This is a genomic window from Frankia sp. AgPm24 (assembly GCF_023243055.1).
GTDB classification, from domain to species: Bacteria; Actinomycetota; Actinomycetes; order Frankiales; family Frankiaceae; genus Frankia; species Frankia umida.
Genome location: NZ_JALKFW010000143.1, coordinates 1 through 21,656, shown reverse-complemented (window position 1 = coordinate 21,656; position 21,656 = coordinate 1). Strand labels below are relative to the sequence as shown.

Below are 21,656 nucleotides of genomic sequence, written 5' to 3'. Positions count from 1 at the left end.
AGGGTGCGCAGGGCTTCCAGGGTGGTCTTGGTGCTCAGGGCGCCGCCGGCACCCAGGGCACGCAGGGCTCCCAGGGCTCCCAGGGCTCCCAGGGCTCCCAGGGCTCCCAGGGCTCCCAGGGTGATGTTGGCGTTGGGACCCAGGGTGCGCAGGGCTTCCAGGGTGGTCTTGGTGCTCAGGGCGCCGCCGGCACCCAGGGCACGCAGGGCTCCCAGGGCACGCAGGGCTCCCAGGGCACGCAGGGCACGCAGGGTGCTGTTGGCGTTGGGACGCAAGGCCCGCAGGGCTCCCAGGGTGGTCTTGGTGCTCAGGGCACGCAGGGTGCTCAGGGCACGCAGGGCTCGAGCTCCGGGGCGACGTCCGTTGTCGTCACGTCTTCCGGTTTTGGCGCTATCACTGCCTCATGCCCGGTCGGCCGGTTCGCTGTTGGCGGCGGCGGGGCGGCAGGATTCCCTCTGGGGCTCCTCGGGATCAACAGTTCGGCACCTGTCGGTGGCTCCCCGGCAACCGGTTGGCAGGCTACGGCCCCCTTGGGCATCCCGGTCACCGCCTACGCAATCTGCGCGCTGTGAGTCATATCTGGTACTAATCTGGCCGAGGTCATCGGGCCAGAGGCAATGCTGCGTGGCGGTACCCCCATCTTCGACCAGGTGGGGGTACCGTCCTTATTGTTTCCGGTCCGTGACCGTCGACCGGACGCACCATTTAAAAGCCGAGTCGAAGCCGCGGATCAATCGATGAGCGGGAACGAGGTCCCCACCGGCAGGAATCCCGGAAACCGCGATGGTCGTCCGGAAAAGTCGGTACCGGCGCGTCCCGCGGCCTACCACCCACCGACAACCCTTCGAAAAGGTATCGGAAGATGACGTCACCAACGCCCAGGTTCTCCGTTTTCACCCCCAGCCACCGTCCGCGCTACCTCGACGAGTGCCTGGAAACGCTACGTTCTCAGACCCGTACCGACTGGGAATGGACCGTGTTGCTGAACAACGGTGCACGATGGCGCCCCGAGTCTCCGGATGACCGGGTCAGAGTGGAAATAGTGGACGGCGTAAGCGGAGTGGGTGCAGCCAAGCGAAGGGCCTGCGAGCTGGCGCGTGGTGAGATTCTGGTCGAACTCGACCACGATGACCTGCTGGCAAGGGACTGTCTGGCGGAACTGGCAACAGCCTTCGATGAGAACCCCGAGGCCGTCTTCGTCTACAGTCACGCCGCGCAGATCACGCAGGACGGGGGGCGTGACGACAGCCGGTTCGACGCGAGGTTCGGCTGGCGCTACGAGGAAGTGAACGTCGACGGGCGCCAGCTCCTGCAGGCCGTCTCCATGGCGCCGACGCCGCACAACGTCTCCTACATCTGGTACGCGCCAAATCATGTCCGCGCCTTCCGGAGGGAGGTTTACGAGCGGATCGGCGGATATGACGCGAGCCGCACTGTGCTGGACGACCAGGATCTGATGTGCCGTCTCTTCCAGGCCGGAGAATTCCACCAGATTCCCCGCTGCCTCTACCTGCAGCGGCTGCATGACGAAAACACGCAGCGAGATCTCGAGATCAATGCGCACATCCAGCAGGAAACCGTCGTGCTGTACGACAGGTATATCGAGGCCAACGCGCTGGCCTGGGCCTCCCGTCGTGGTCTGCTGGCGCTGGACCTCGGCGCTGCGCACCGCAAGCCGCGCGGTTATCTGGGCGTGGACCAGTACCCGGGAGCCGACGTCGACATCGTCGCGTCACTGCCTGAACCGCTCGACCTTCCGGACGACTCGGTCGGCGTCATCAGAGCCGTGGACTTCCTCGAGCACGTGCCCGAGAAGGTTCCCCTGATCAACGAGCTGCACCGGCTGCTGGCACCAGGAGGGATGCTTCTCACCCTGACCCCGAGTTCCGATGGCCGGGGCGCCTATCAGGACCCGACACACATCTCCTTCTACAACGAGAACTCGTTCTGGTACTACACCGACGACCAGTATCGTGCCTTCGTGCCCCAGATCAGCGCCCGCTTCCAGAGCTCGCGACTGGTCACCTACTTCCCGTCGGAATGGCACCAGGCGAACAACATTCCCTACGTGGCGTCCAACATGATCGCCATCAAAGACGGTGTCGAGCGATGCGGAGGCCCACTGCTGTGCGCCCCCCGCAGGCCACTGCCCATCGAGCAGGACGCGTTCGCCTACGCGGAGCGGCGGGTCTGATCGGGAGGCACTACGGCAGATCAGCAGAAACGGCCAGGATGACGTCACCGTCCACGCGAGCGCGACCCGCAACACGTTGCAGGCGAGATAGAGATCCTCGCCATCGACTCCGAACTCGGTCGGCTCTCCCAGCACCACAGGTTTCGAAACTGTCAACGTCGACCAGGTGTGAACCGGCCTACCGTTTCTTGGCCCTTCGCTGTCGGAGCGGTAGGCAGGAGGGTGGGCACGGGCCAACGGTCACGAAGGGCACGAGCGCCAACGGCGAGCACATCCAAGCGGCTGTCACGTGCCGCGTCGCCATATGCCGACCGTAGCGCCTCTGTCATGCGACCGGTCAGGGTGAGGATTCGTCGAACAGGCCCCGATGGGCGGTGTGTGGGAGCACCGCGGCAGTCGCTTCCAGACCTGCGGTGGTCATGACGAGGTACTCGGCGAGGACGTGGGGAACCGACACCGGCTTCCGAGTGGAGGACCCCACACATCTCGTCGAACGCCACGACGAGGTCGTTGACGGCGAACCGCGCCAGCGCGTCCACCACCAGCCGCTCCTCGCCTCCAGATCCGCCCGCTCGAGACCCAACCACAGTAGGCCGCTGGTGTGGTTCGACATCCCAAGGCACAACCGCGGACGAACCCCACGAGAACCTCGAGGGCCAGGCCGCCCTCAGCCACGAAGAAAGCCGACACCAGCGTGAGGATCTCATTCGCCCGACACAGCTACGCGTTCTCGCGCCGCAGCCGTTTCAGCTCCTCTGACCCGACACTCGCTGTCCCCCGACCGCACCCCGCCGTCGACCCGACATCAAAGATCAGTGGCTGATCGGCACCGTGCGGGTGGCGAGGGGGAGCACGGGTTGGCCGTCGATGTCACGGACGCCTTCGAGCAGAACGTTGACGAGGACCGGGCCGTGGTCGGTGACGGTGACGTGGGTGACGTGATCGAAGTTGCCTTCGGGGCCGCCGAGGACCCAGAGCCCACCGGTGGGTCCGAGGCGGACGTGGGAGTTGCCGTCGACGTGTTCGTGTCTGTAGTTGTGCACGTGTCCGGCGAAGGCGTGATACGGGCGCTCGGCGAGTGCGGCTCGGATGCGCCTCCAGGCCGGGTGGTCGCCCTGCCACAGCGGCATGTGCATCGACAGGAACGTCCATTGGACGTCGTCGTTCTCCCGCAGCACGTCCTCGACGTAGGCGAGTTGCTTCTCCCCGAGCTTGGCGGGCTGGGTGCCGTCCCAGTCCAGGGCTTTCTCGACACTCTTTCGCAGCCCGATCGGATCGTTGCGCTGCGCTTCCGCGAAGCGGTCGAGGAGTTCGAATGCCTCGGTCGGGATCACGTCGGGCGTGTCCTGCGTGTCAAGCTGCAGGAACAATGCGTCTTGATAGCGGAAGTGGAAGTAGGTCCGGCCGTAGCGGCGGTGCCAGGTCTGCAGCTGGAATTCGGAGGAGACGTCGTGGTTGCCGGGCACGTGGAACACGTCGGTGTTCATCCTGGCGAACATGGCGTCGATCTGGGCCCACTGCGTGTCCAGCTCGGCCTGGTCGTTGGTATAGCCCTCGATCATGTCACCGAGCTGGATGGCGAAGCTGGGCGCCAGCAGGTCGGTCACGGCAAGGCCACGTTCGAAGACACCGGGCCGAGCACCACCGGTGCGGTCGGAGATCAGCACAAAGCTGAACCGGTGGGTGGCGGTGGGCAGGCCAAGCCCGGTCCACGGGTTGGGACCGTCCTGGATGTCGAGACGCAGCCCGGGTGGGAGGGCCGGCGCCTCGGTCGTGGACGGCGCGTGGGTCGTGGACGGCGCGTGGGTCGTGAACGGCGCGTCAGTCATGGGCGGTCCCTTTTTCCAGCAGGGGGATCAGCTCGCCGAGCTGGTCGATGACGATCTCGGCACCGGCAGCGAACAGTCGTTCGGGTTGGCAGTAGCCGCCGGAGACTCCGATGGCGGTGTAGCTGGCGGCCACTGCGCAGACCATGTCGTATTCGGTGTCGCCGACGTAGACGGCTCGGACCCGCTCGCCGCGGCGCGAAACGAGAGTGGCGATCTTGTCGACGGCGCCGGCGTCGACAGTGTGCAGCAGGTCGTCGAGGTGCAGGTGCTTGAGATCGAGCCAGACGGTCTCCGCCGCGGCGGCGGACACGACGCCGACCCGCGCTCCGCGGGCACGCAGCGTCTCCAGCAGCGGTCCGGCCCCGGCTCGGGCTGGGGAGGTGGTGGCGGCCATGACGTGATTCCACTCTCGCTCGGCGCTCGCGACCTCGACGGCCGGCACGCCCAGCGCGGTGAACATGGCCCCGAGGGGAAGGCGGAACTCGCGGCTGAATTCCTCAGCCGATATCGCCGCCAGCCCGTGCCCGGTCAGCACCGTGTTGGTGGCGGCCCGGGCCCGGGCCGCGTCGGCCACGATCGTGCCGTTCCAGTCGAAGAGCACCAGCAGGTCACCCATGGTGGCCTGGATACCCGCGCCAGCCGGGCCGGTGTGCCTGTTCCTCGGGTGGTCGCCGTCCTGGGGGTGTTCGCGGTTCACTGAGCTCCTGCCATGGCCAGTTCACCGCCGAGTTCGGCGACGGTGCCCGTGCGCCGGCCCTGCTCGCCGGCGAAGACGTGGACGTCGTTCGGCGAGCAGCTCAGCTCGATGGCGGCGTCGAGCGGGGGCTGCTCGCCGGAGCGGCAGCGCACGGCGAAGGTGCGGCGTGGTCCCGCAGTGTCGAGTTCGACGTGCACCACCCGGTCGGCCCCGTTCGGTTCGATCAGGGCGACGCGTCCGCGAGCCCGCCAGTCGAGGTCGACATCCCCGGCGGTGAAGCGCAGCCGTTCGGGCCGCACGCCGAGGGTGACCGGGCCGTCCACCCGCGGCCGTCGCCGGCCGAACACCGACGAGCCGTCCTCGGCCACCGGGGCCAGGTTCATCGGCGGGCTGCCGACGAACGACGCGACGAACAACGTCGCTGGCAGTGCGTACAGCTCGTCGGGGGTGCCCAGCTGCTCGACCCTGCCGTGGTTGACGACGGCGACCCGGTCGGCCATCGCCATGGCGTCGACCTGGTCATGGGTGACGTTCAGCCCGGTGGCGTTCACCGAGCGCAACAGCTCGGCGATCTCGACGCGCAGCGCGGCGTGCAGCTGGGCGTCCAGGCCGGACAGCGGTTCGTCGAGCAGCACGATGCCCGACTTGCGGGCCAGCGCCCGGGCCAGCGCGATGCGCTGGCGCTGGCCGCCGGACATCTCCCGCGGCTTGCGGGCCAGCAGATGCTCGACCTGCATGCGGGTGGCCACGTCGTGGGCCCGCGCCTGCGCCTCCTTCTTGGACAGCTTGAGGCCGTGCCGCAGGCCGAGGGTGATGTTGTCCAGCGAGGACAGGTGCGGGTAGAGGGCGAAGTGCTGGAACACGATCGCCATGTCGCGGCGGTGAGCCGGGACGGCACGCTGGTCCGCGCCGTCCACGGTCAGCGTTCCGGAGTCATGCGTCTCGAGCCCGGCGATGATCCGCAGCAGGGTGGACTTGCCCGACCCGGACGGGCCGAGCACCGCTACCTGCTCACCGTCGGCGATCGACAGGTCGATCGCGTCCAGGGCCTTGACCGTGCCGAAGTTCTTCTCGACTCCGCGCAGTTCCACGGTGGGCATCGGTCCTCACTTACCCACGAGCTCGTTGACCTGGCGGACCGCCGAGGCCACCGTCGCCTGCGGGTCGGCGCCCGTGGACAGCTGCTGGGTCGTGGTGGTCAGCGCGTCGAAGATCTGCTTGGTCACACTGCCCTTGAACCCGCCCCAGGCCGACAGTGGCTTGTTGTAGGACCAGGCGTACTTCAGCTGCGGGGTCGCGGTCGATCCGGCCAGCAGCTCGGTCGCGGCGTCCTTGTTCACCGGGATGTAGCTGAAGCCGGTGCCGCTGGCGGCCAGGGAGATCTCCTTGCTGAGCATGATCGAGATCATCGCGTTGGCGTAGGCGGCCTTGCACGGGTCCTGGGACAGCACGAGCCAGCCGTTGCCACCTGCCGGCAGAGGGCCGGCGTCGGTACCGCCCAGGGTCGGCAGGTCGACGGGCATCCACTGGAACTTCGAGCCGACACCCTTCTGGATGGTGGCCACGATCGAGGTCGTGTAGACCATGAACGGCAGGTTGCCGGCCTGGAACTGGGCCATCGCGTCGGTGCCGCCGACGTTGAGCAGCGTCTTGTTCTTGGCCAGGGTGCTCCAGATGCTCAGCGCCTTGACCCCGGTGGCGTCACCGAACCCGGCACTGCCGTCGGCGTTGACGAACGTTCCGCCGGCGGACTGCACGAAGCCCTGGCCGAACCAGTCGGGCAGGCCGTCGGTGGAGATGCTGATCGAGGGCTTGCCGGTCCTGGCGGTCAGCGTCTGAGCGTCCTTGACCAGGTCGGCGTAGCTGGTGATCGGCACGCTGGGGTCGATGCCGGCGTTCTTCAGAGCCGTCTGGTTGACCAGCAGCACCGGGGCCGAGACCTGGAACGGGGCGATGTAGACCTTGCCGTGGTCGGTACCGGCGGCCAGGAACTGCTTCTGGTAGCCGGCGGGCAGCTTGCTCTGGTCGATCTCGGCCGGGTGGTAGCTGTCGACCCAGAAGGTCAGCTGGGACAGCCCGGTGCTGATCAGGTCGTCGGGCTTGCCCACGGCGGCGTCGGAGACGACCTGCTTGGTCAGATCGTTGTACGAGGCGGTCGCCGAGGCGGTGGCATCGAACTTCAGGCCCGGGTACTTCTGCTGCATCGCGGCGACGGCGAGTTTGACCGCGGGCGCGCCCTGCGGGCCGAAGTTGAGCTTCAGTGTGACGCCATCGGGCTTGCAGGTGGACAGGTCGGCGGCCTGGGCGACGCTACCGGTCGGCGCCGGGCCGGTGCCGGAGGCACTCGAGCCGGAGCCACTCCCGCAGGCGGCGAGAGTCAGCGCGGTGACCGCGGCCACTGCCACGGTGCCGAGCAGAGGACGACGAGTGGACATGGCAGAACTACTCCTTGGATTCGGCGTGGATGTGCCGTTGAGGGGCGAGCGGATGTGCATGCGAATTCGTGGCCCGCTCAGGGCGAAACCGCGGATCAGCGACGGGCCGCGGGCCAGGGATGGTCAGCCGGTGACTTCGCCGCCGGCCATGCCCTGGACGAAGCGGCGCTGGGCGAACAGAAAGAGAATCAGGATGGGAGCGGTGACAATGGCCGCGCCGGCGGCCAGGGCCGAGTAGTCGAAGCCGAGATCGGCCTGCTGGAACACAGCGAGCCGCAGTGGCGGAGTGGCCAGGCCGGGGCTGCGCGCCACCAGCAGCGGCCAGAGGTAGTCGTTCCAGTGGGTGAACACCGAGAAGATCGCGAAGGCGGCGATCGCGGGCATGGACATCGGCACGACGACCCGCAGCAGAGTGCGCCACGGGCCGAGCCCGTCGGTCTTGGCCGCGTCGAGCAGCGCATCGGGAATCGAGAGCATCTGCTGCCGGAGCAGGAAGATGCCGAACGCACTGCTGTAGAACGGCAGTACCAGCCCGACTCTGGTGTCGCCCAGCCCGAAGATGTTGATGCCGATGAACGTGGGCACCATGGTGGCCTGGGTCGGAATGAGCAGACAGGTCAGCACGATCCCGAACAGGACGCCGCCCCCCCGGAACCGGATCTTGGCGAAGGCGTAGGCGGCCGGCACACACGTGATCAGCTGCAGCAGCAGGATCGCGCCGGTGATGATGAGCCCGTTGAGCAGTGCCTGGCCGAGGTCCGCCTTGTTCCAGGCGCGGGCGAAGTTGCCGAAGTCCAGGTGCGCGGGCCAGAAGCCCAGCCCGTCGGCCAGCTGCTGGGTCTGCGGCGCGAGCGCGGTCCGCAGCATCCAGTAGAAGGGAAACAACGAGATCAGGACGGCGATGAGTATCAGCAGCCATCTGAGCAGCCGCGCGGGGAGCGGGCTGGTGGTCATCGCTGCTCCGCCGAGAACGCGCGGCGGCGCAGCAGCCCGATGCCGATGAGCACCGCGATCAGCACGAACGACAGCGCCGACGCCTTGCCGAGCTCGAAGTACGAGAAACCGACCTTCCAGGTATAGGTGAGGAAGGTCTCCGAGGACTCCTGGGGACCGCCCTGGGTCATCACGTTGATCTGGTCGAAGGCCTGGAGGGAGGTGAGGATCGACAGCACAGTGGCGAAGACAATCGTCGGCTTCATCATCGGGAGAATCAGCGTGCGCAGCTTGGCCCAGCCGCGGATACCTTCGGCCGCCGCTGCTTCGTGAATCGCCCCGGGAATGGTGGTGAGCCCGGCGAGGAACAGCAGCATGGTCAGGGAGACACCGCGCCAGACCCCGACGAGGGCCACCGAGATCAGCGAGTACCGGGTGTCGTTGAGCCAGTTGACCGGCGCCACACCGATCCAGGCGAGCGCCTGGTTGGCGAACCCGCCCTGCAGGGCGAAGATCCACTTGAAGACCACGGCCATCGCGACCAGATTGGCCGTCATCGGCAGGAACAGCGCCGTCCGTACGAAGGTCCTCCCGTGTCGCACGCTTTCGGCCAGCAGCGCGAGTGCCAGTCCGAGGACCAGACTCGGGATGATCGTCATCACGCAGTACAGCAGGGTGTTCTCGATCGCCCGGTGCACGCCCGCGTCGCCGAACACGTACGTGTAGTTGTCGAAGCCGACCCACTTCCAGTTCGCGCCGGGGGCGAGCGGGATGGCGAAGAAGCTGCCGACGAAGGAGAGCAGGGCCGGCAGCAGAACAAACAGCCCGATGCCACTCATCGCCGGGGCGACGAAGACGTACGGCGTCACGCGGGTGCGGTTGGGGTCGCCGGGTTTGCCGGGTTTGCCGGCCGCGGCCGGCAACGGCATCGGCCGGTCGAGGACGGTCGTCACAGCAGCGCGCCTCGTTCGATGGCGGTGACCACGCCGTCGACCGCGATGGCGATGATCAGCTCGTCGGTGACAGCCACCGGCGCCGCGACCGGGGCGCCGACGTTCACCTCGGCCAGCCGCTTGCCCGACGCGGCGTCGAGGGCGTAGATCCGCCCGTCGAGGCCGGAGACCAGCAGCCGTACCGAGCCGTCCTCGGCCGCGACGGGTACCGGTCCGGCGAACAGCACCTGTGGGGTCCGGGTGTAGCTGGCCATCGCGAACTCGGAGGCCGACTCCATCGGCGTACGCCAACGGGTCGAGCCGTCCGCCCGGTCGAGCAGCACGACGTCGGTGCCGGCGAAGACGGTCGCGATGCCGTCGGGGACCGAGGCCGGGGTGGCCGGGCTGAACGGCAGCTCGGCGGTGAGCTTCCAGCGGCCCGCTCCGTCCCGGGCGTCGATGGCCGACAACCCCGACGGGGTCGGCACGCACAACATGTCGCTGACCTGGTCGTAGAGCGGGGTGCCGATGGGCCACAGGCTGCCGATGAGGTCGGTGAGGTCACCGCCGAGCGACCAGGTGACCTCGCCGGTGTGCAGGTCGAGGCCGGCGATGCCGATCGGTGACGGGAAGTTGGCGAGGATGAGGGTGCCGCCGAGCACGAGCGGGTTGGCGAGCGAGACCAGCGTCTGGTAGGCGCACAGGTCGGTGCGCTCCCAACGCAGCTCGCCGGTGTCGGCGTCCAGGGCCCGCACGTGGGACAGGTCGCCGACGACGAGGATGCCGTCGGCCACCACCGGATCGGCCCAGGCGAACAGCCGCAGCGGGTCCGGTGACGGGATCCGCCAACGCTCGGCGCCGGTCTCGGCATCCAGACTGACGACGTCGCCGCTCACCTCGACGGCGATGACGTGACCGTGGTGGGTCACCGGCGTGCCCTTGATCGAGGCCCGCAGTTCGGCCTGCCACAGCCGGGAGCCGTCGCGCAGCGACAGCACCTCGACCGCGCCCGAGGGGAGGTCCTCGCGCTTGGCGCCGGCGATGACCCGATCACCCTCGACGCGGACCGGAGCCCGGTGCCCGGCTCCGGACAGCTGGTGGCGCCAGCGCACAACCGCGTCACCCACAACCGCGTCACCCACAACCGCGTCACCCACGGCGGCGTCACCCACGGCGGCGCCCGCGATGTCACTGTCGGCGGCGCCGAGGCGGATCGCCGCCGGCATCGCGAAGGTGGCCCGCTCCAGGCCGGTGCGGGCGACGGCCCGGGTCTCCAGGCCGAGCTGCTCGCCGTCCCAGCGCACGATCCGGTACGACGGCGGCGAGTAGTCCAGCCCGGCGAACAGCGGTGTCGGGGTGTTGACATGGATCGTGCTGCCCAGGCGAATCACCCGGGAGGTGTGCCGGTGCCCGGAGAAGGTGGCTACCGGGGCGCTGGGCAGCCCGTCGAGAATCGAGTTCCAGGGCTGGTCGTGACTGAGCAGAATCCACGGCGTGTTCGGCCCGATCTCCTCGAGGTCGGCCCGCAGCCACGCGTCCTGGGCCACATCGTCGAGGCCGAGTTCGTGAGTGTGCCAGTCGACGGCCACCACGTGCAGGCCCGGCAGGTCAAACGAGAACCAACGGGGACCGAGGTTACGTTCGTAGCCGCTCGGCTCGCCGGTGTTGATCGCGTAGTTGTTCCGGCTGACGACGAATCCGACTTCGGCGCCGCCGGCCATATGGTCGTGGTTTCCTGGCAGCACGTGCACCGGCAGGCTCGAGGTGTCGACCGCCCGGCGCAGTGCGTCGAACTCGGCGTCGCTGCCCAGGTCGGTGAGGTCACCGGTGGCGATCACCGACTGCACCTCGGCCGCCCGCTCGGGCAGCCCACGCAGGAACAGGCTCAGCGCGTCCCGCGAACCGATCTCCGAACCCGGCGGGTAGAACTTCGTGCCGTTGTCGAGCGAGACATGCAGGTCCGAGACGTGCACGAACCGGTAGACGCCGCTGTCGGCGGTCTCGCCCGGGGTCAGAGTGAAGGTGACGTCGGTGGCGGTAGCCGGAACGAACCACGGGGCCGCGGTGAAACCGGCCGGCCGGGTGAGGAACACGAACGGCCCGGTCGGGGTCAGACTGAACGTGCCGTCGGTGCCGGTGCGAGTGATTGCCTGTCCATCGCTGATCATCACGTTGGGGACGGGCTCCCCCCGCGCGCCGAGCACTTTTCCTTGCATTGCTTCTCCCTATCGCTGCTTCTGGGCAGCACGGCATGGCCGTTGTGGCCACGGCGGTCAGCGGAACTGGTTGGGTGCAGCGCGGATTACAAGCGGTGTTCGATGAGGATGTCGGCGGTCTCGGCGAGGGCGACCTGCGCGTTGGGCTGGCTCAGGGCCAGCAGCACGAACAGCGCGTCCAGGACGGTCAGGTGGACGATGCGGCTGGTCATCGCCTCGATGCGATAGGCGGTTTCTCGACTTCCGGCCACCAGTACGTGATCGACGATCTCGGTGAGCGGTGAGTTGGCGAAACTGGTCAGCGCCACGGTCGCGGCGCCCGCGGCAGCGGCGGCACGGACGGCGGCCAGGGTCTCGACGGTCGAGCCGGTGTGGCTGATCGCGAAGCACAGATCCGCAGCGGTGAGCATTCGAGCCGTGACGTGCTGGATGTGCACGTCGGCGGCGAAGGAGGCGTCGAGTCCGATGGTGGTGAAGCGGTAGGCGACGTCGGCAGCGAGCGAGGCCGAGGTACCGACGGCGGCGAAGACGATGCGACGGGCGTCACCCAGCAACTCGGCGACCTGCCCCATCACCTCCGAGTTGACCGACTGGGCCGCCGACTGCAGTGCGTTGGCCGCGCCGGAGAGGACCTTGCTGGTCACCTCGGCCGGACCGTCGCCCGGCTCGATCTCGTCGAGCAGCTGTCGCTCGGCCGGGATCGACTCGCGGGCCAGCGCCAGCTTCAGCTCCTGGAATCCCCGCAGCCCCAGTGCCTGGCAGAACCGCACCACCGTCGCCGGGGAACTGCCGGCGATCTGGGCCAGGTCGCTCACCGACAGATGCACCACCCCGACCGGGTCGGACAGGATCGCGCGGGCGACCCGCTGCTCGGCTGCCGACAGCGACGCGGAGTTGGCACGGACATGCTCCATGATCGGGCCGAAGGCACCGGGCGAGTCGGGCGCGCCGCCCTCCGATTCGGGCTGGGTGACGTTCCGCGGGGTCATGGCCACGAATTTCACGTTAGGCCCGCCCCCGGAACATTCGAACGTGACCAGGTGAAGTACGGATGAACGTTTCACCTGGATCACACAGTCGGAACTAGGTTTCGGACTCAAGGATCCGGCCAGCGTTTGCGCTGGTCAGGCGAGTGACACCGTCCACGCGCCGGCTGGCAGCTGGAGAGGTGCGTCCCGCGCCGGCGGCGCTCGGACCGCCGGGGATCGGAACGAACCAGACGTGCCGCATCGGGCCGGCGACCCGGTTGACGGACCCGGTCGGCAGGTTGGCTCGGCCAGTGCGACCACGCCGCGCTGGGGGACGTGTGCAAGGTTCGTGTGCACGCGCCACTGGGTCAGGCAGCCGCCCGGGGCGGGGTGCCGTCGCGGCGGGTCGACATGTACCTGGCCGCCGCGGGCCACCGCGCGGCAGTTCGCCAGGTTGATGTGGAGGACGACGGGCAGCCCGGTCGGGGCGATCGGCACGAAGCCTGCGGGCGAGGCGGTCGACAGGCTGATCAGCGTCGTGCGGGGTGGGTCCGACGATGTCGCCCACGGTCCGGTATCCCGGCGATCCGCTGCCCGCGCGGAGTGGACAGCACAGAATGCCTCGGCCGGCGCAGGTGGACGATCGCGTGGTTTGACGGCTACCGCGGATTGACCGTCCGCTACGAACGCAGGCGGGATGAACTTCCTCGGATTTCTCTGCCTGGCCGCCGCATCATCTGCTGGAAGAAACTCCCACACCCCACGTGAGACATCCTCTTAGGTGGCGGTGGTAGCTGTGGTGCGAGCAGCGCCCATTCCTCGTCGGACGGATCAGGCGGATACCAGGATGATCGCGTCATACGTCAAATGCAACAGCACCAGCCGCTGTCTGCATGAGCCGGCTGCCGGCAAACCCAGTCCTGCAGAGCGGCGGCGAGGAACAGCAGAGCTGTTCCCCTGCGATCCGTCTGGCGTGACTCATGCCTGTTCGAGGCGGTCGAAGGCGGCGTCCATGGCGGCGGTGCGTCGCTGGTACCGCTCGCGGTAGTTGCCGTGGGTGATGATGTAGGGGTTGTCTGCCTGGAGTTCCTGGATCACGTTGCGTACTGCGTGGTCAGGGGTGACGACGTGGCTTGCTTCGTCGGTGCCACGGCTGGCGAGCATGACCTCGATGTCGTCGGGCAGCATCGTCCAGGCGCCGCGTTCGGTGGGCCGGGCGCTGGCACTCGTCTCGAGGTGGCGGGTGGTCATGCCGGCGGGGAAGAGCACCGAGACGCCAATGCCCTCTGCCGCGAGTTCCGCGCGCAGGGTCTCGGCATAGCCCTGCACGGCGAATTTCGAGGTGATGTAGGCGCCGAGCCGGACCCCGGGAACCAGCACGCTCGACGACGCGGTGACCATGATCCGCCGCCAGCCGCCACGGGCTCGGATGAGCGGCAGAAAGCTGCGGACGGTGCGGACGGTCCCGAGGACGTTGACGGACAGGACCCATTCCCAGTCCTGGTCGGTGAGGCGATCCAGAGCGCCGAACTGCTGGACACCGACATTGGCGCACAGCACGTCGCAGCCGCCCAGTGTCGCCTCGACATGGGCGGCCGCGTCGGTGATGGCCTTCGGGTCACCGACGTCCACGCGTGCGGCGGTCGTCGGGACACCGAACCGCGTGGCGATCTCGTCTGCGGTCTGCTCCGCGGTGGCCGGGTCGATGTCGAGGGCGGCCACCGCCATGCCGGCCTCGGCGAAGACCCGCGCCAGTGCGGCGCCCAGGCCGGAACCGGCGCCGGTGATGACCGCGACCTTTTCGGCCAGTTCCACGGGACGCACGATCACTCCCCTGCCGGACTGCTGATGTCCATCCGTAGGCGGGTCAGTTTCGAGGTCCTGATCCGCCAGGTTCCGTCGGACTTCTCATAGGTCTCGTGGTAGTGACCGAAGCCGCTCAGCTCGGCGCCATCGGCGAAGCGGACGCGGTCCTCCATCGCCCAGATCCCGACCGCGGATCCGGGCGAGACGATGGTGATCTCCGGGGTGTGGCACTGATGCACCGTGACGCTCTCGGCGAGCGCCACCCGCAGGAAATCCAGGAAGGCATCCCCACCGGCGACGACACTCCCACCGGAATCGATGGTGTCGATGACCACGTCGTCCGCGAGAAGCTGGCGGTAACCTGCCCAGTCCTTCGTGTCGAGTAATCGGCAGTACCGAGCCTTGAGCTGTTTGATCGCCTCGATGTCATCCATAACGATCTTCTCCGGGGTTCGGTGGTAACGGCTGTCGAACAGGGAGACGTGTGGCGCCCGTGTCGTACCAGCGAGCCCCGAAAGGCCCGGCGGACAACGGTGATGCACGGTGCGGTGCGCGTGGCGGATGCCCGAACGTGTGCCGACCCGCGGGCAGCACACCGGCGCCGCGCCTGGAACCCTGGAGACGCCGACGTCGACCGCGATCGGCAAGTTACCTGCCAGCCGGCAGGCAGGTCAACGGGTTGCCTGCCGACCGGAATCCTCTCTACGGTGGCGGACATGACCGCCTCAGCCACTGGACTTCGGCGCACGCAGGCCGAGCGCCGAGCGGCGTCCGAGGCGGCGCTCCTGCAGGCGGCGGCGGAGCTCATCGCGGAGGTGGGCATCGAACGGACCTCGCTGCGCGGTGTCAGCGAGCGAGCCGGCATCAGCCGGGCGATGCCGGCCTACCACTTCGGCTCGAAGGACGGGCTTGTCGACAGCCTGGTCCACCACGCCTACGAGCGCACGGTCGCGGCGACGACCGTCGCCCTGCGCCCGAGCCAGGGCGACCTCGACCAGCTGCCCCGACTCGACCTTCTGCGCGCGATCATCGAGACCTACCTCACGATCGTCGGCTCCGGCGCCAGCGTCGAAGAACGCGCCGTCATCGTCATGTGGGGGGCGACCTTTCCCGCCGGCGCCGACCTGCCCGTCATGATCCAGGCCGATCAGGCGACCCATCGGGCCCTCGCCGACACCATCCGCGACGGTCAGCAGGACGGCTCGATCCGAGTGGACCTCGACGCCGATGCCGCGGCCCTGCTCCTCATGGGTATGGCACGAGGAGCCGCCGCCATGTCCCTCGCGCATCCCACCGCCGCGGACCCGGCACGAGTCCGCGACCTGTGCGGACAAACGATCACCGCTGTCCTGGGACGACCCTGAAAGCTCCTGGCGACTTACGGGAGACAGATCCTAAAATCCTGAGAGATCCGGCGCCTGCACGGACCGGCCCCACGGCAGCGATGTGGCAGGCGGTCGTCTAACCGGAACCGCGCTGGACGGCGGGCTCATGCTGGGACGGGGCGGGACCGGTGGGCGGGGGGACGGGTGGGGCCGCGGGCCGTAGCAGCCGGGCGATCATCTCCGCGATGCGTTCGACGCTGGCATGCCGAGCGACGGCGCCCTGCAGCAGCACCCGGGTCAGCAGGGTACCCAGGAGCATGTCGAAGACGTCGTCGGGATCGACCGACGGATCGACGCTTCCGGGTGGGGTGGCCCGCAGGATGTCGATGAACTGCGGCCTCGCCGAGATCCGCACGACCAGCTCGGTCGGCAGCGCCCGGCTCGACGTCTGGTAGTGCGCCAGCATGCCGGCGGCGGCGGCGCGGGCTGCGGGCGCGTCGAACACCTGCAGGTAGGCCCGGATGAACCGGCAGAGATCGTCGTGAAGATCGCCACTCGGTCGGACCTGCAGCGGACTGAGCCCGGGAAAGGTGGCCTCGACGATCAGTGCGATCCGCGACGGCCAGCGCCGGTAGATCGCCGAGGCGTGCACCCCGGCCCGTTCGGCGACGGCCTGCACCGTCGTCGCGTCGAACCCACGCTCGACCAGCAGCTCCCGGGCTGCCGCCAGGGCCCGCTCGCCGATGGCCGCGTCTCGTGGACGCCCGAGGCGGCGGGGTGGCTGGGCCATCCCGCGATGGTACGCACGGCTCGCCACCGCTCCGGCTCATCGTCTCGCTATCTAGGAGGTGACTCCTGTAATGATTGTGGTTAGAGTCCGGTTCGCGGACGCGTCCGGCCGTCCGCGGACGAGCGGGAGGAGGAGGCGATGCGGGCAGCTGTCGTGCGGGGCGGCACGGTGAAGGCGCAAAGGACGCCGGACCCGGCACTGGGGATGACGCGGTGAGCGAGCACGAACAGCGGGAGGCGATCGCCGACGTGCTCCTGCGCTACGCCGTCGGCATCGACCGCCGCGACTGGGACCTGTTCCGGACCTGCTTCACCGACAGCTGCGCGCTGGACTACGGCGACCAGCTCGTCCAGGCCGGCGGCAGATGGCAGATCGCCCATCGTCGCTTCGTCCAGGTCCACGTCAGCACGGTCGGCGTGGACCCCGGCCGGACAGGAGCTGGTTCATGACCTTCACGCAGCGGTACGGGCCCTGGGCGCTGGTGGCGGGCGCCTCCGAGGGAGTGGGTTCGGCGTTCGCCGAGGCACTCGCCGAACGCGGGCTGAACGTCGTCCTGCTCGCCCGACGGCAGGCCGTTCTGGACGAGGTCGCGGCGGGCATAACCGCACGCACCGGCGCACGGACCCGCACGCTCGCGGTCGACCTCGCGACCCCGGACGCCGCGGCGACGATCGCCGCCGCCACCGCGGACCTCGACATCGGCTTCCTGGTCTACTGCGCGGGGGCCGACCCGAACTTCGAGCACTTCCTCGCCCACCCGGTCCAGGCCGCGCAGGCCATGGTGCACCGCAACTGCACGGTCCCGATGCAGCTGTGCCACCATTACACCCGCGGCATGGTCGAACGTGGCACCGGTGGCGTCATCCTGCTGGGCTCGGGAGCCGGGTTCGCCGGCGCGCCGAACATGGTCGCCTACGGCGCCAGCAAGGCGTTCAGCATGGTCTTCGCCGAAGCACTGTGGGCCGAGCTACACGACCAGGGTGTCGACGTGCTCGGCCTCATCCTCGGCAAGACCGACACCCCGGCCCTGCGCCGCCTGGAACACGCCCGCGGCCAGCTCCCCAGCCTCGACGCCCCGCTGCCCGACGCCGCCTCCGTGCGCGACGTCATCACCGAGGGCTTCGACCACCTCGACACCGGACCCACCTGGATCGTCGGCGAACAACTACGCCAGGCCGTCGCGCTGATGAGCACCCTGCCCCGCAACGACCTCGTCGCCGCCATGGCCCAGGCCACCGCCGACGCCATGCACACCACCGGCGCCACCGCGGCCGGGGAGTAGCCGCTCCACGCGGGCCCCAGCCGTTGCCACACGATTTCGGAGGATGATGTGAAGGTCGGATTCGTCGGTGTCGGCAGCATGGGCCGTCCCATGCTGGAGCGGGTCGCTGCCGCCGGGCATGACGTGTCGTTCTTCGCCCGCCGCGAGGAGGTCAGACGTGACCTCGAAGCGGCCGGAATCGCCACCGGCGCGCCGACCCCGGCCGCCCTCGCGGCCGACAGCGAGGTAGTCGTCGTCTGTGTCTTCAATGACCAGCAGGTGCGCGAAGTCTGCGAGGGAAGGTCGGGTCTGATCGCGTCGCTGCCACCCGGCGCGACACTGATCATTCACACCACCGGCAGCCCCGACACCGCGCCCCGACTCGCCGAGGCGGGCCGCCCCCGCAAGATCCAGGTTCTCGACGCGGCCTTCAGCGGCGGCCCGGCCGACGCCACCGCCGGTCAGATCACCCTGCTTGTCGGCGGTGAACCCGAGGTCCTCGAGGCAGTCCGACCGGTCCTTGCCAGCTACTGCGACCCCATCGTGTCCGTCGGAGCCCTCGGTGACGGCCAGCGCGTGAAACTGGTCAACAACGCCCTGTTCGCCGCGAACGTCGCCCTGGTCGCCGAGGCCGAGCGCATCGCCCTCGATCTCGGCATCGACCCGGTACAGGCCCTCGACGCCATCAGTCACTGCAGCGGCGCCAGCTATGCCCTGGGCACCGTCCGCGCAGCCGGCTCGTCCGCCCGCCTCCAGGAAGCGGCCGGCCGCTACATCGCCAAGGACGTCGCAACCGCCAAGGACCTCGCCACCGCGGCCGGCACGAACCTCGGCCTGCTCGCCACCGCCGCGGACACCGTCGCCCACCCAGCCGATCAGCCACCACCCGCCTCGGCACCTGCCGTACCACCCTCCGTCCAGGCGCTCTGGGACATCGAGCAGATCAAGCAGCTCAAGGCCCGCTACTTCCGCTACCTCGATCTCAAGGACTGGGACGGCTTCCGTACCCTGTTCACCGACAACTGCATGCACCACCTCCCGACCGAGGGAGAAACGACCGTCCAGTCCAACGAGGAGTACTTCGATTCGACCATTCCCATGCTGGAGCACGCCTTCACCACGCACCACGGCCACATGCCGGAAATAACCCTGACCAGCCCCACCGAAGCCGAGGGAATCTGGGCGATGTTCGATTATGTCCGGATCGACGGCCCGCAGGGTGCCATCGCCCTCAAGGGCTACGGCCACTACATCGAGACCTACCGAAAAGACCCCGACGGCCACTGGCGAATAAGCTCCAAACGCAACGAACGCCTACGCGTCGACCATCTCCCCCAGCCATAGTTTTCCGTTAGACAACCGGATCATCCACGGCCACCGATCCCTCGACTTCGAAATCCTGCATATCGCGACCAGGGAGCAACTACCCCAGTCCACCGCCGACCTGCGCCGAGTGAGGTGAGCCCCGTTTCTCGCCATAACGACTGCGGGCTTGTCCGGGATGGCGACCGCGTGCGAACCAGGAAACATGCACCCTCCAGTCTCACAGCTTGGGTGGATCTCGCCTGTCACAGGCCGGACCAGCCCGGACGCAACGTTCACGGCGCCACGTTGACACCGACATCCTGGTCGCTCCGGCCAGGGCGAGCCACCGGCAGACCCGGATCCACTCCTGGCCGACACAGCCAGTGGTACCGGCACGGACACCCGCCATGTTCGGACAAGGACCTGACACCCGTGTGGTCAGCTCCACCTCCGGTGAACGCCACGCTCTGCTGGTCGAACTGGTAGTAGTGCGTGTCGATCTCCATGACCTCGATGGCCCGCGTCACGCCTGTCTCTGCTCACCCTCGGCTGTGCGGCCCGCGGAAGCGACGATCTGCTCCAGGAGAGCGGCAAGCGCCACCGGTGCCGATCGGGCCACGGCACTCCTCCCGCAGCTGGTCCGCGGCCGACAGCAGGGTGTCCGCGAAGGCGGTGGAGGCGGTGGAGGCGGTGGAGGCGGTGGAGGCGGTGGAGGCGGTGGAGGCGGTCGCGAGTGGCAGCCCGCCCTCGCGCGCGGCAACCGCCGCGATGTTCACCAGATGCATGACCTGTGGCCCGAGCCGGCGCAGGAGGGCACCGTCAGTCGTTCCTGCACGGCCCGCCACACCCGCGGCGTCCCCGGCGCCGTGGACAAGCACTCAGACCAGGGCGTCGCCGAAATCACCGTCTTCGCCAGGGGAGCGCGCCGAGCCCGTGGGGAAGGTGCCGAGCCGGGAGACGTCGTACCCCTGGGGGTAGCCGCGGAGCTCGGGGCGCTGCCGGGCGTACAGCGACTCGGTGCGCGGTGGGAGCAGCCGCACGACCCGGCCGCGCAGCCGCACGGCTCCGGCGCACAGGCTCTGCTCGGCGCGGGAAAAGCGCGGGTAGCCGAGCGCCGCGCGCAGCGGGTCGTCCATCAGTCCCAGTGCGAGGCGCCTGACCAGGGCGGCAGGCAGGCGACGCGTGAGGGGGAAGGTCGTGAACAGGTCGAGCGCGGCGTCGCCGACGGCCCGCCCACCCGGGTGGTGCGCGAACCGTTGCGCCTCGTAGCTGTCGAGGTGGGCGGCGAATTCCTGGTGGGTGCGGGGCATGTCCGTGACGCCCAGGTGCCTGCCCAGTTCCCGGTAGTACTCGGCGCCGGCGGCTTTCTCCGTCTCGCTCAGTCGCCGCCAGCCGAACCGGTCGATCCAGCGGATCGGCTGGACGACGAACGTGGACAGCACGTATACGTAGTCCGCGTTGGTGATCGGATAGGCATGGTGCATCTGGTTCATCCGGCGAATCGCTGCCCGCCCCTCGACACTGACGAACCCGTGCTCGAGCACCGCGTCGAGAATGAGGACGGTGTCCTCGAAGCGTTTCTGGGACCGTGTCGTGAACTCTCCGGTGCTGGCCAGCAGCCGGCCGACCGACGGCACGGCGAAGGTGCGGAAAAGCGCGAAGGACATCGCGTTGAAGTAGTCCCACGGGAACTCGCAGGTCGAGCTGATCCGGTAGATCTCGTGAAAGTCCGATGCCGGGTCGAGCCGCTCGATCCGGCGCAGCCCGTCGAACCGCTTCATCGATCTCCCCCCGACCGGACACGGCGGCCCCTGCCGCCGCGCGCGGTGTCCGACGCCGCTGCTGTCCAACTCCGCGCACAGTAACCGCACGGCGTCGTCGTCGCACCCTGACATCGCATGATGGGACATTCTTCCCGCCGTGCGACCGGCCGGAACACCCTTGGCCGCCGGGCTCGGATCCGGGCCCGCGGTAGGACCGATCGTCGTGATCGTCCACGGGAACCCGTTATGGGTGAAGGTGAGAACCACACTCGGTGTCGCCTTCATCCCGGTGTCCACCTTGCCCGCGGGCGAACCGTTCCAGCGGATCGGGAAAGTCGTCACCCGCCTTCGAGACCTGCTCGCGGACCACTCCATCGTCGGCACGACCTGGCACATCAGTGGTCAGTGAGCCTTACCCGGTGACGGTCAGCAACACTGCGTGACGCTACTCAAACGGCTCCACCTGACTGTACGGCCATCCTGTCGACGCGCAGGCCGGTCACCTCGCTTCGGTCTCCCCTTGGACCCCTCGGCCGGCTCCGCCAGCTCAGTCGGCCATCACCGCATGCACCTTGATCGCCCATCTCCGGGCTGACCGAAGCCATGGTCTGCGACCTGACGGCAGACAGCAGCGTGGGGCCGCCGCGTAGGCGAATCTCCCTGAAGGCGCGACTCCTTTCGGCGAGCCACCTCCCGCGGGAGATGGCTCGAGACATGATTGTCATTTTTTGTGCTGTGTGCCGAGATCTGGGACGCTGTGTCTATGACGGACGGGGGATGTCGTAGAAGGCGCCCGAAAGGGTTCGGGTTCCGGTGCAGATCGCGCATGGGGATGGTGCATGACTAGCTTGGAGCAGCTGCGAGGCTACATCCTCGAGGAGGTACTGGCCCGCCTCCTTTACGAGAGTGGGTACCGCCTCCTGGTGTCTGAGACGCAGGACCCTGAGGCTCTCAGACGGGGCGCGCATGGGCTCCTCGTTCGAGGCCGAGGCACCGATCACCAAGCCGACGTGCTCGGCGAGTTGACGTTGCCCATCCCCTTCTCGCTACCGCTGCGCGTCTTTGTCGAAGCGAAATATCGCACTGCAAAGACGGGTCTCGGTGACGTGCGGAACGCGCATGGGGCAATGCCACTCGGTTAAGGAGGAGGGGCGTTCGTCCATCCCAACACGCCAACACCCGATCCCTTTCCGGTCAACTTT

At 68.5% G+C, this 21,656-nt stretch carries 20 protein-coding genes; 6 read left to right on the top strand and 14 right to left on the bottom strand.

The genetic code is table 11. From position 1 onward, the window contains the following. Positions 1-275, bottom strand: a 275-nt coding sequence (locus MXD61_RS06630; protein WP_248811948.1) for a hypothetical protein, incomplete at its 3' end; no start/stop codon positions are given. Positions 276-862: 587 nt separating this feature from the next. On the opposite strand from MXD61_RS06630, the gene MXD61_RS06625 reads away from it, so the two are divergent. Next, the gene (locus MXD61_RS06625; RefSeq protein ID WP_248811947.1) at positions 863-2,194 is read left to right on the top strand and encodes a glycosyltransferase; all 1,332 of its coding nucleotides are present in this window, start codon (positions 863-865) and stop codon (positions 2,192-2,194) included. A gap of 812 nt (positions 2,195-3,006) precedes the next feature. On the opposite strand, the gene MXD61_RS06620 is transcribed toward MXD61_RS06625, so the two are convergent. From MXD61_RS06620 to MXD61_RS06570, 10 genes are all read right to left on the bottom strand, one after another. Next, positions 3,007-4,023 carry a metallophosphoesterase gene (locus MXD61_RS06620; protein WP_248811946.1) on the bottom strand — a complete coding sequence of 339 codons (1,017 nt, stop codon included), beginning with the start codon at positions 4,021-4,023 and terminating at the stop codon, positions 3,007-3,009. Continuing rightward, positions 4,016-4,720: an HAD family hydrolase gene (locus tag MXD61_RS06615; RefSeq protein WP_248811945.1), complete on the bottom strand. Its 705-nt coding sequence runs from the start codon at positions 4,718-4,720 to the stop codon at positions 4,016-4,018. The genes MXD61_RS06620 and MXD61_RS06615 overlap by 8 nt, the downstream gene beginning before the upstream one ends. Further along, positions 4,717-5,820 (bottom strand): ABC transporter ATP-binding protein, encoded by a 1,104-nt coding sequence (locus MXD61_RS06610; RefSeq protein WP_248811944.1) that lies wholly within the window; start codon positions 5,818-5,820, stop codon positions 4,717-4,719. The genes MXD61_RS06615 and MXD61_RS06610 overlap by 4 nt, the downstream gene beginning before the upstream one ends. A gap of 6 nt (positions 5,821-5,826) precedes the next feature. Then, the gene (locus tag MXD61_RS06605; protein WP_248811943.1) at positions 5,827-7,155 is read right to left on the bottom strand and encodes an extracellular solute-binding protein; all 1,329 of its coding nucleotides are present in this window, start codon (positions 7,153-7,155) and stop codon (positions 5,827-5,829) included. 123 nt (positions 7,156-7,278) lie between these two features. Then, a complete protein-coding gene (locus MXD61_RS06600; RefSeq protein ID WP_248811942.1) occupies positions 7,279-8,109 on the bottom strand; it encodes a carbohydrate ABC transporter permease in 831 nt (276 codons plus the stop codon). Continuing rightward, complete coding sequence (locus MXD61_RS06595; protein ID WP_248811941.1) at positions 8,106-9,041, bottom strand: carbohydrate ABC transporter permease; 936 nt, start codon at positions 9,039-9,041, stop codon at positions 8,106-8,108. Before MXD61_RS06595 ends, MXD61_RS06600 begins: the two co-directional genes overlap by 4 nt. Beyond that, positions 9,038-11,236 (bottom strand): PQQ-binding-like beta-propeller repeat protein, encoded by a 2,199-nt coding sequence (locus MXD61_RS06590; protein ID WP_248811940.1) that lies wholly within the window; start codon positions 11,234-11,236, stop codon positions 9,038-9,040. The genes MXD61_RS06595 and MXD61_RS06590 overlap by 4 nt, the downstream gene beginning before the upstream one ends. Positions 11,237-11,322: 86 nt before the next feature. Then, a complete protein-coding gene (locus MXD61_RS06585; protein ID WP_248811939.1) occupies positions 11,323-12,225 on the bottom strand; it encodes a MurR/RpiR family transcriptional regulator in 903 nt (300 codons plus the stop codon). 957 nt (positions 12,226-13,182) lie between these two features. After that, positions 13,183-14,028 carry an SDR family oxidoreductase gene (locus MXD61_RS06575; protein ID WP_248811938.1) on the bottom strand — a complete coding sequence of 282 codons (846 nt, stop codon included), beginning with the start codon at positions 14,026-14,028 and terminating at the stop codon, positions 13,183-13,185. A gap of 2 nt (positions 14,029-14,030) precedes the next feature. Next, the gene (locus MXD61_RS06570; RefSeq protein WP_248811937.1) at positions 14,031-14,444 is read right to left on the bottom strand and encodes a nuclear transport factor 2 family protein; all 414 of its coding nucleotides are present in this window, start codon (positions 14,442-14,444) and stop codon (positions 14,031-14,033) included. Positions 14,445-14,726: 282 nt separating this feature from the next. Here MXD61_RS06570 and MXD61_RS06565 point away from each other — a divergent pair, with 282 nt between their 5' ends. Next, positions 14,727-15,374: a TetR/AcrR family transcriptional regulator gene (locus MXD61_RS06565; protein WP_248811936.1), complete on the top strand. Its 648-nt coding sequence runs from the start codon at positions 14,727-14,729 to the stop codon at positions 15,372-15,374. Positions 15,375-15,471: 97 nt separating this feature from the next. Here MXD61_RS06565 and MXD61_RS06560 read toward each other — a convergent pair whose 3' ends face one another. Then, positions 15,472-16,125 carry a TetR/AcrR family transcriptional regulator gene (locus MXD61_RS06560; protein WP_248811935.1) on the bottom strand — a complete coding sequence of 218 codons (654 nt, stop codon included), beginning with the start codon at positions 16,123-16,125 and terminating at the stop codon, positions 15,472-15,474. Positions 16,126-16,337: 212 nt separating this feature from the next. Here MXD61_RS06560 and MXD61_RS28375 point away from each other — a divergent pair, with 212 nt between their 5' ends. Genes MXD61_RS28375 through MXD61_RS28370 form a run of 3 tightly spaced genes read left to right on the top strand, consistent with a single transcriptional unit; the run spans position 16,338 to position 18,730 of the window. Further along, positions 16,338-16,574: a nuclear transport factor 2 family protein gene (locus MXD61_RS28375; protein ID WP_248811934.1), complete on the top strand. Its 237-nt coding sequence runs from the start codon at positions 16,338-16,340 to the stop codon at positions 16,572-16,574. Next, positions 16,571-17,407: an SDR family NAD(P)-dependent oxidoreductase gene (locus MXD61_RS06550; RefSeq protein WP_248811933.1), complete on the top strand. Its 837-nt coding sequence runs from the start codon at positions 16,571-16,573 to the stop codon at positions 17,405-17,407. Before MXD61_RS28375 ends, MXD61_RS06550 begins: the two co-directional genes overlap by 4 nt. Before the next feature lie 48 nt (positions 17,408-17,455). After that, positions 17,456-18,730 (top strand): NAD(P)-binding domain-containing protein, encoded by a 1,275-nt coding sequence (locus tag MXD61_RS28370; RefSeq protein WP_248811932.1) that lies wholly within the window; start codon positions 17,456-17,458, stop codon positions 18,728-18,730. A gap of 500 nt (positions 18,731-19,230) precedes the next feature. Here the strand turns inward: MXD61_RS28370 and MXD61_RS06540 are convergent, their stop codons facing one another. Both MXD61_RS06540 and MXD61_RS06535 read right to left on the bottom strand, forming a co-directional pair. Beyond that, complete coding sequence (locus MXD61_RS06540; protein WP_248811931.1) at positions 19,231-19,467, bottom strand: hypothetical protein; 237 nt, start codon at positions 19,465-19,467, stop codon at positions 19,231-19,233. A 102-nt stretch (positions 19,468-19,569) separates the two neighbouring features. Further along, positions 19,570-20,472 carry an oxygenase MpaB family protein gene (locus MXD61_RS06535; RefSeq protein ID WP_248811930.1) on the bottom strand — a complete coding sequence of 301 codons (903 nt, stop codon included), beginning with the start codon at positions 20,470-20,472 and terminating at the stop codon, positions 19,570-19,572. A gap of 238 nt (positions 20,473-20,710) precedes the next feature. Here MXD61_RS06535 and MXD61_RS06530 point away from each other — a divergent pair, with 238 nt between their 5' ends. Further along, the gene (locus tag MXD61_RS06530; RefSeq protein WP_248811929.1) at positions 20,711-20,863 is read left to right on the top strand and encodes a hypothetical protein; all 153 of its coding nucleotides are present in this window, start codon (positions 20,711-20,713) and stop codon (positions 20,861-20,863) included. The last annotated feature ends 793 nt before the right edge of the window (positions 20,864-21,656 follow it).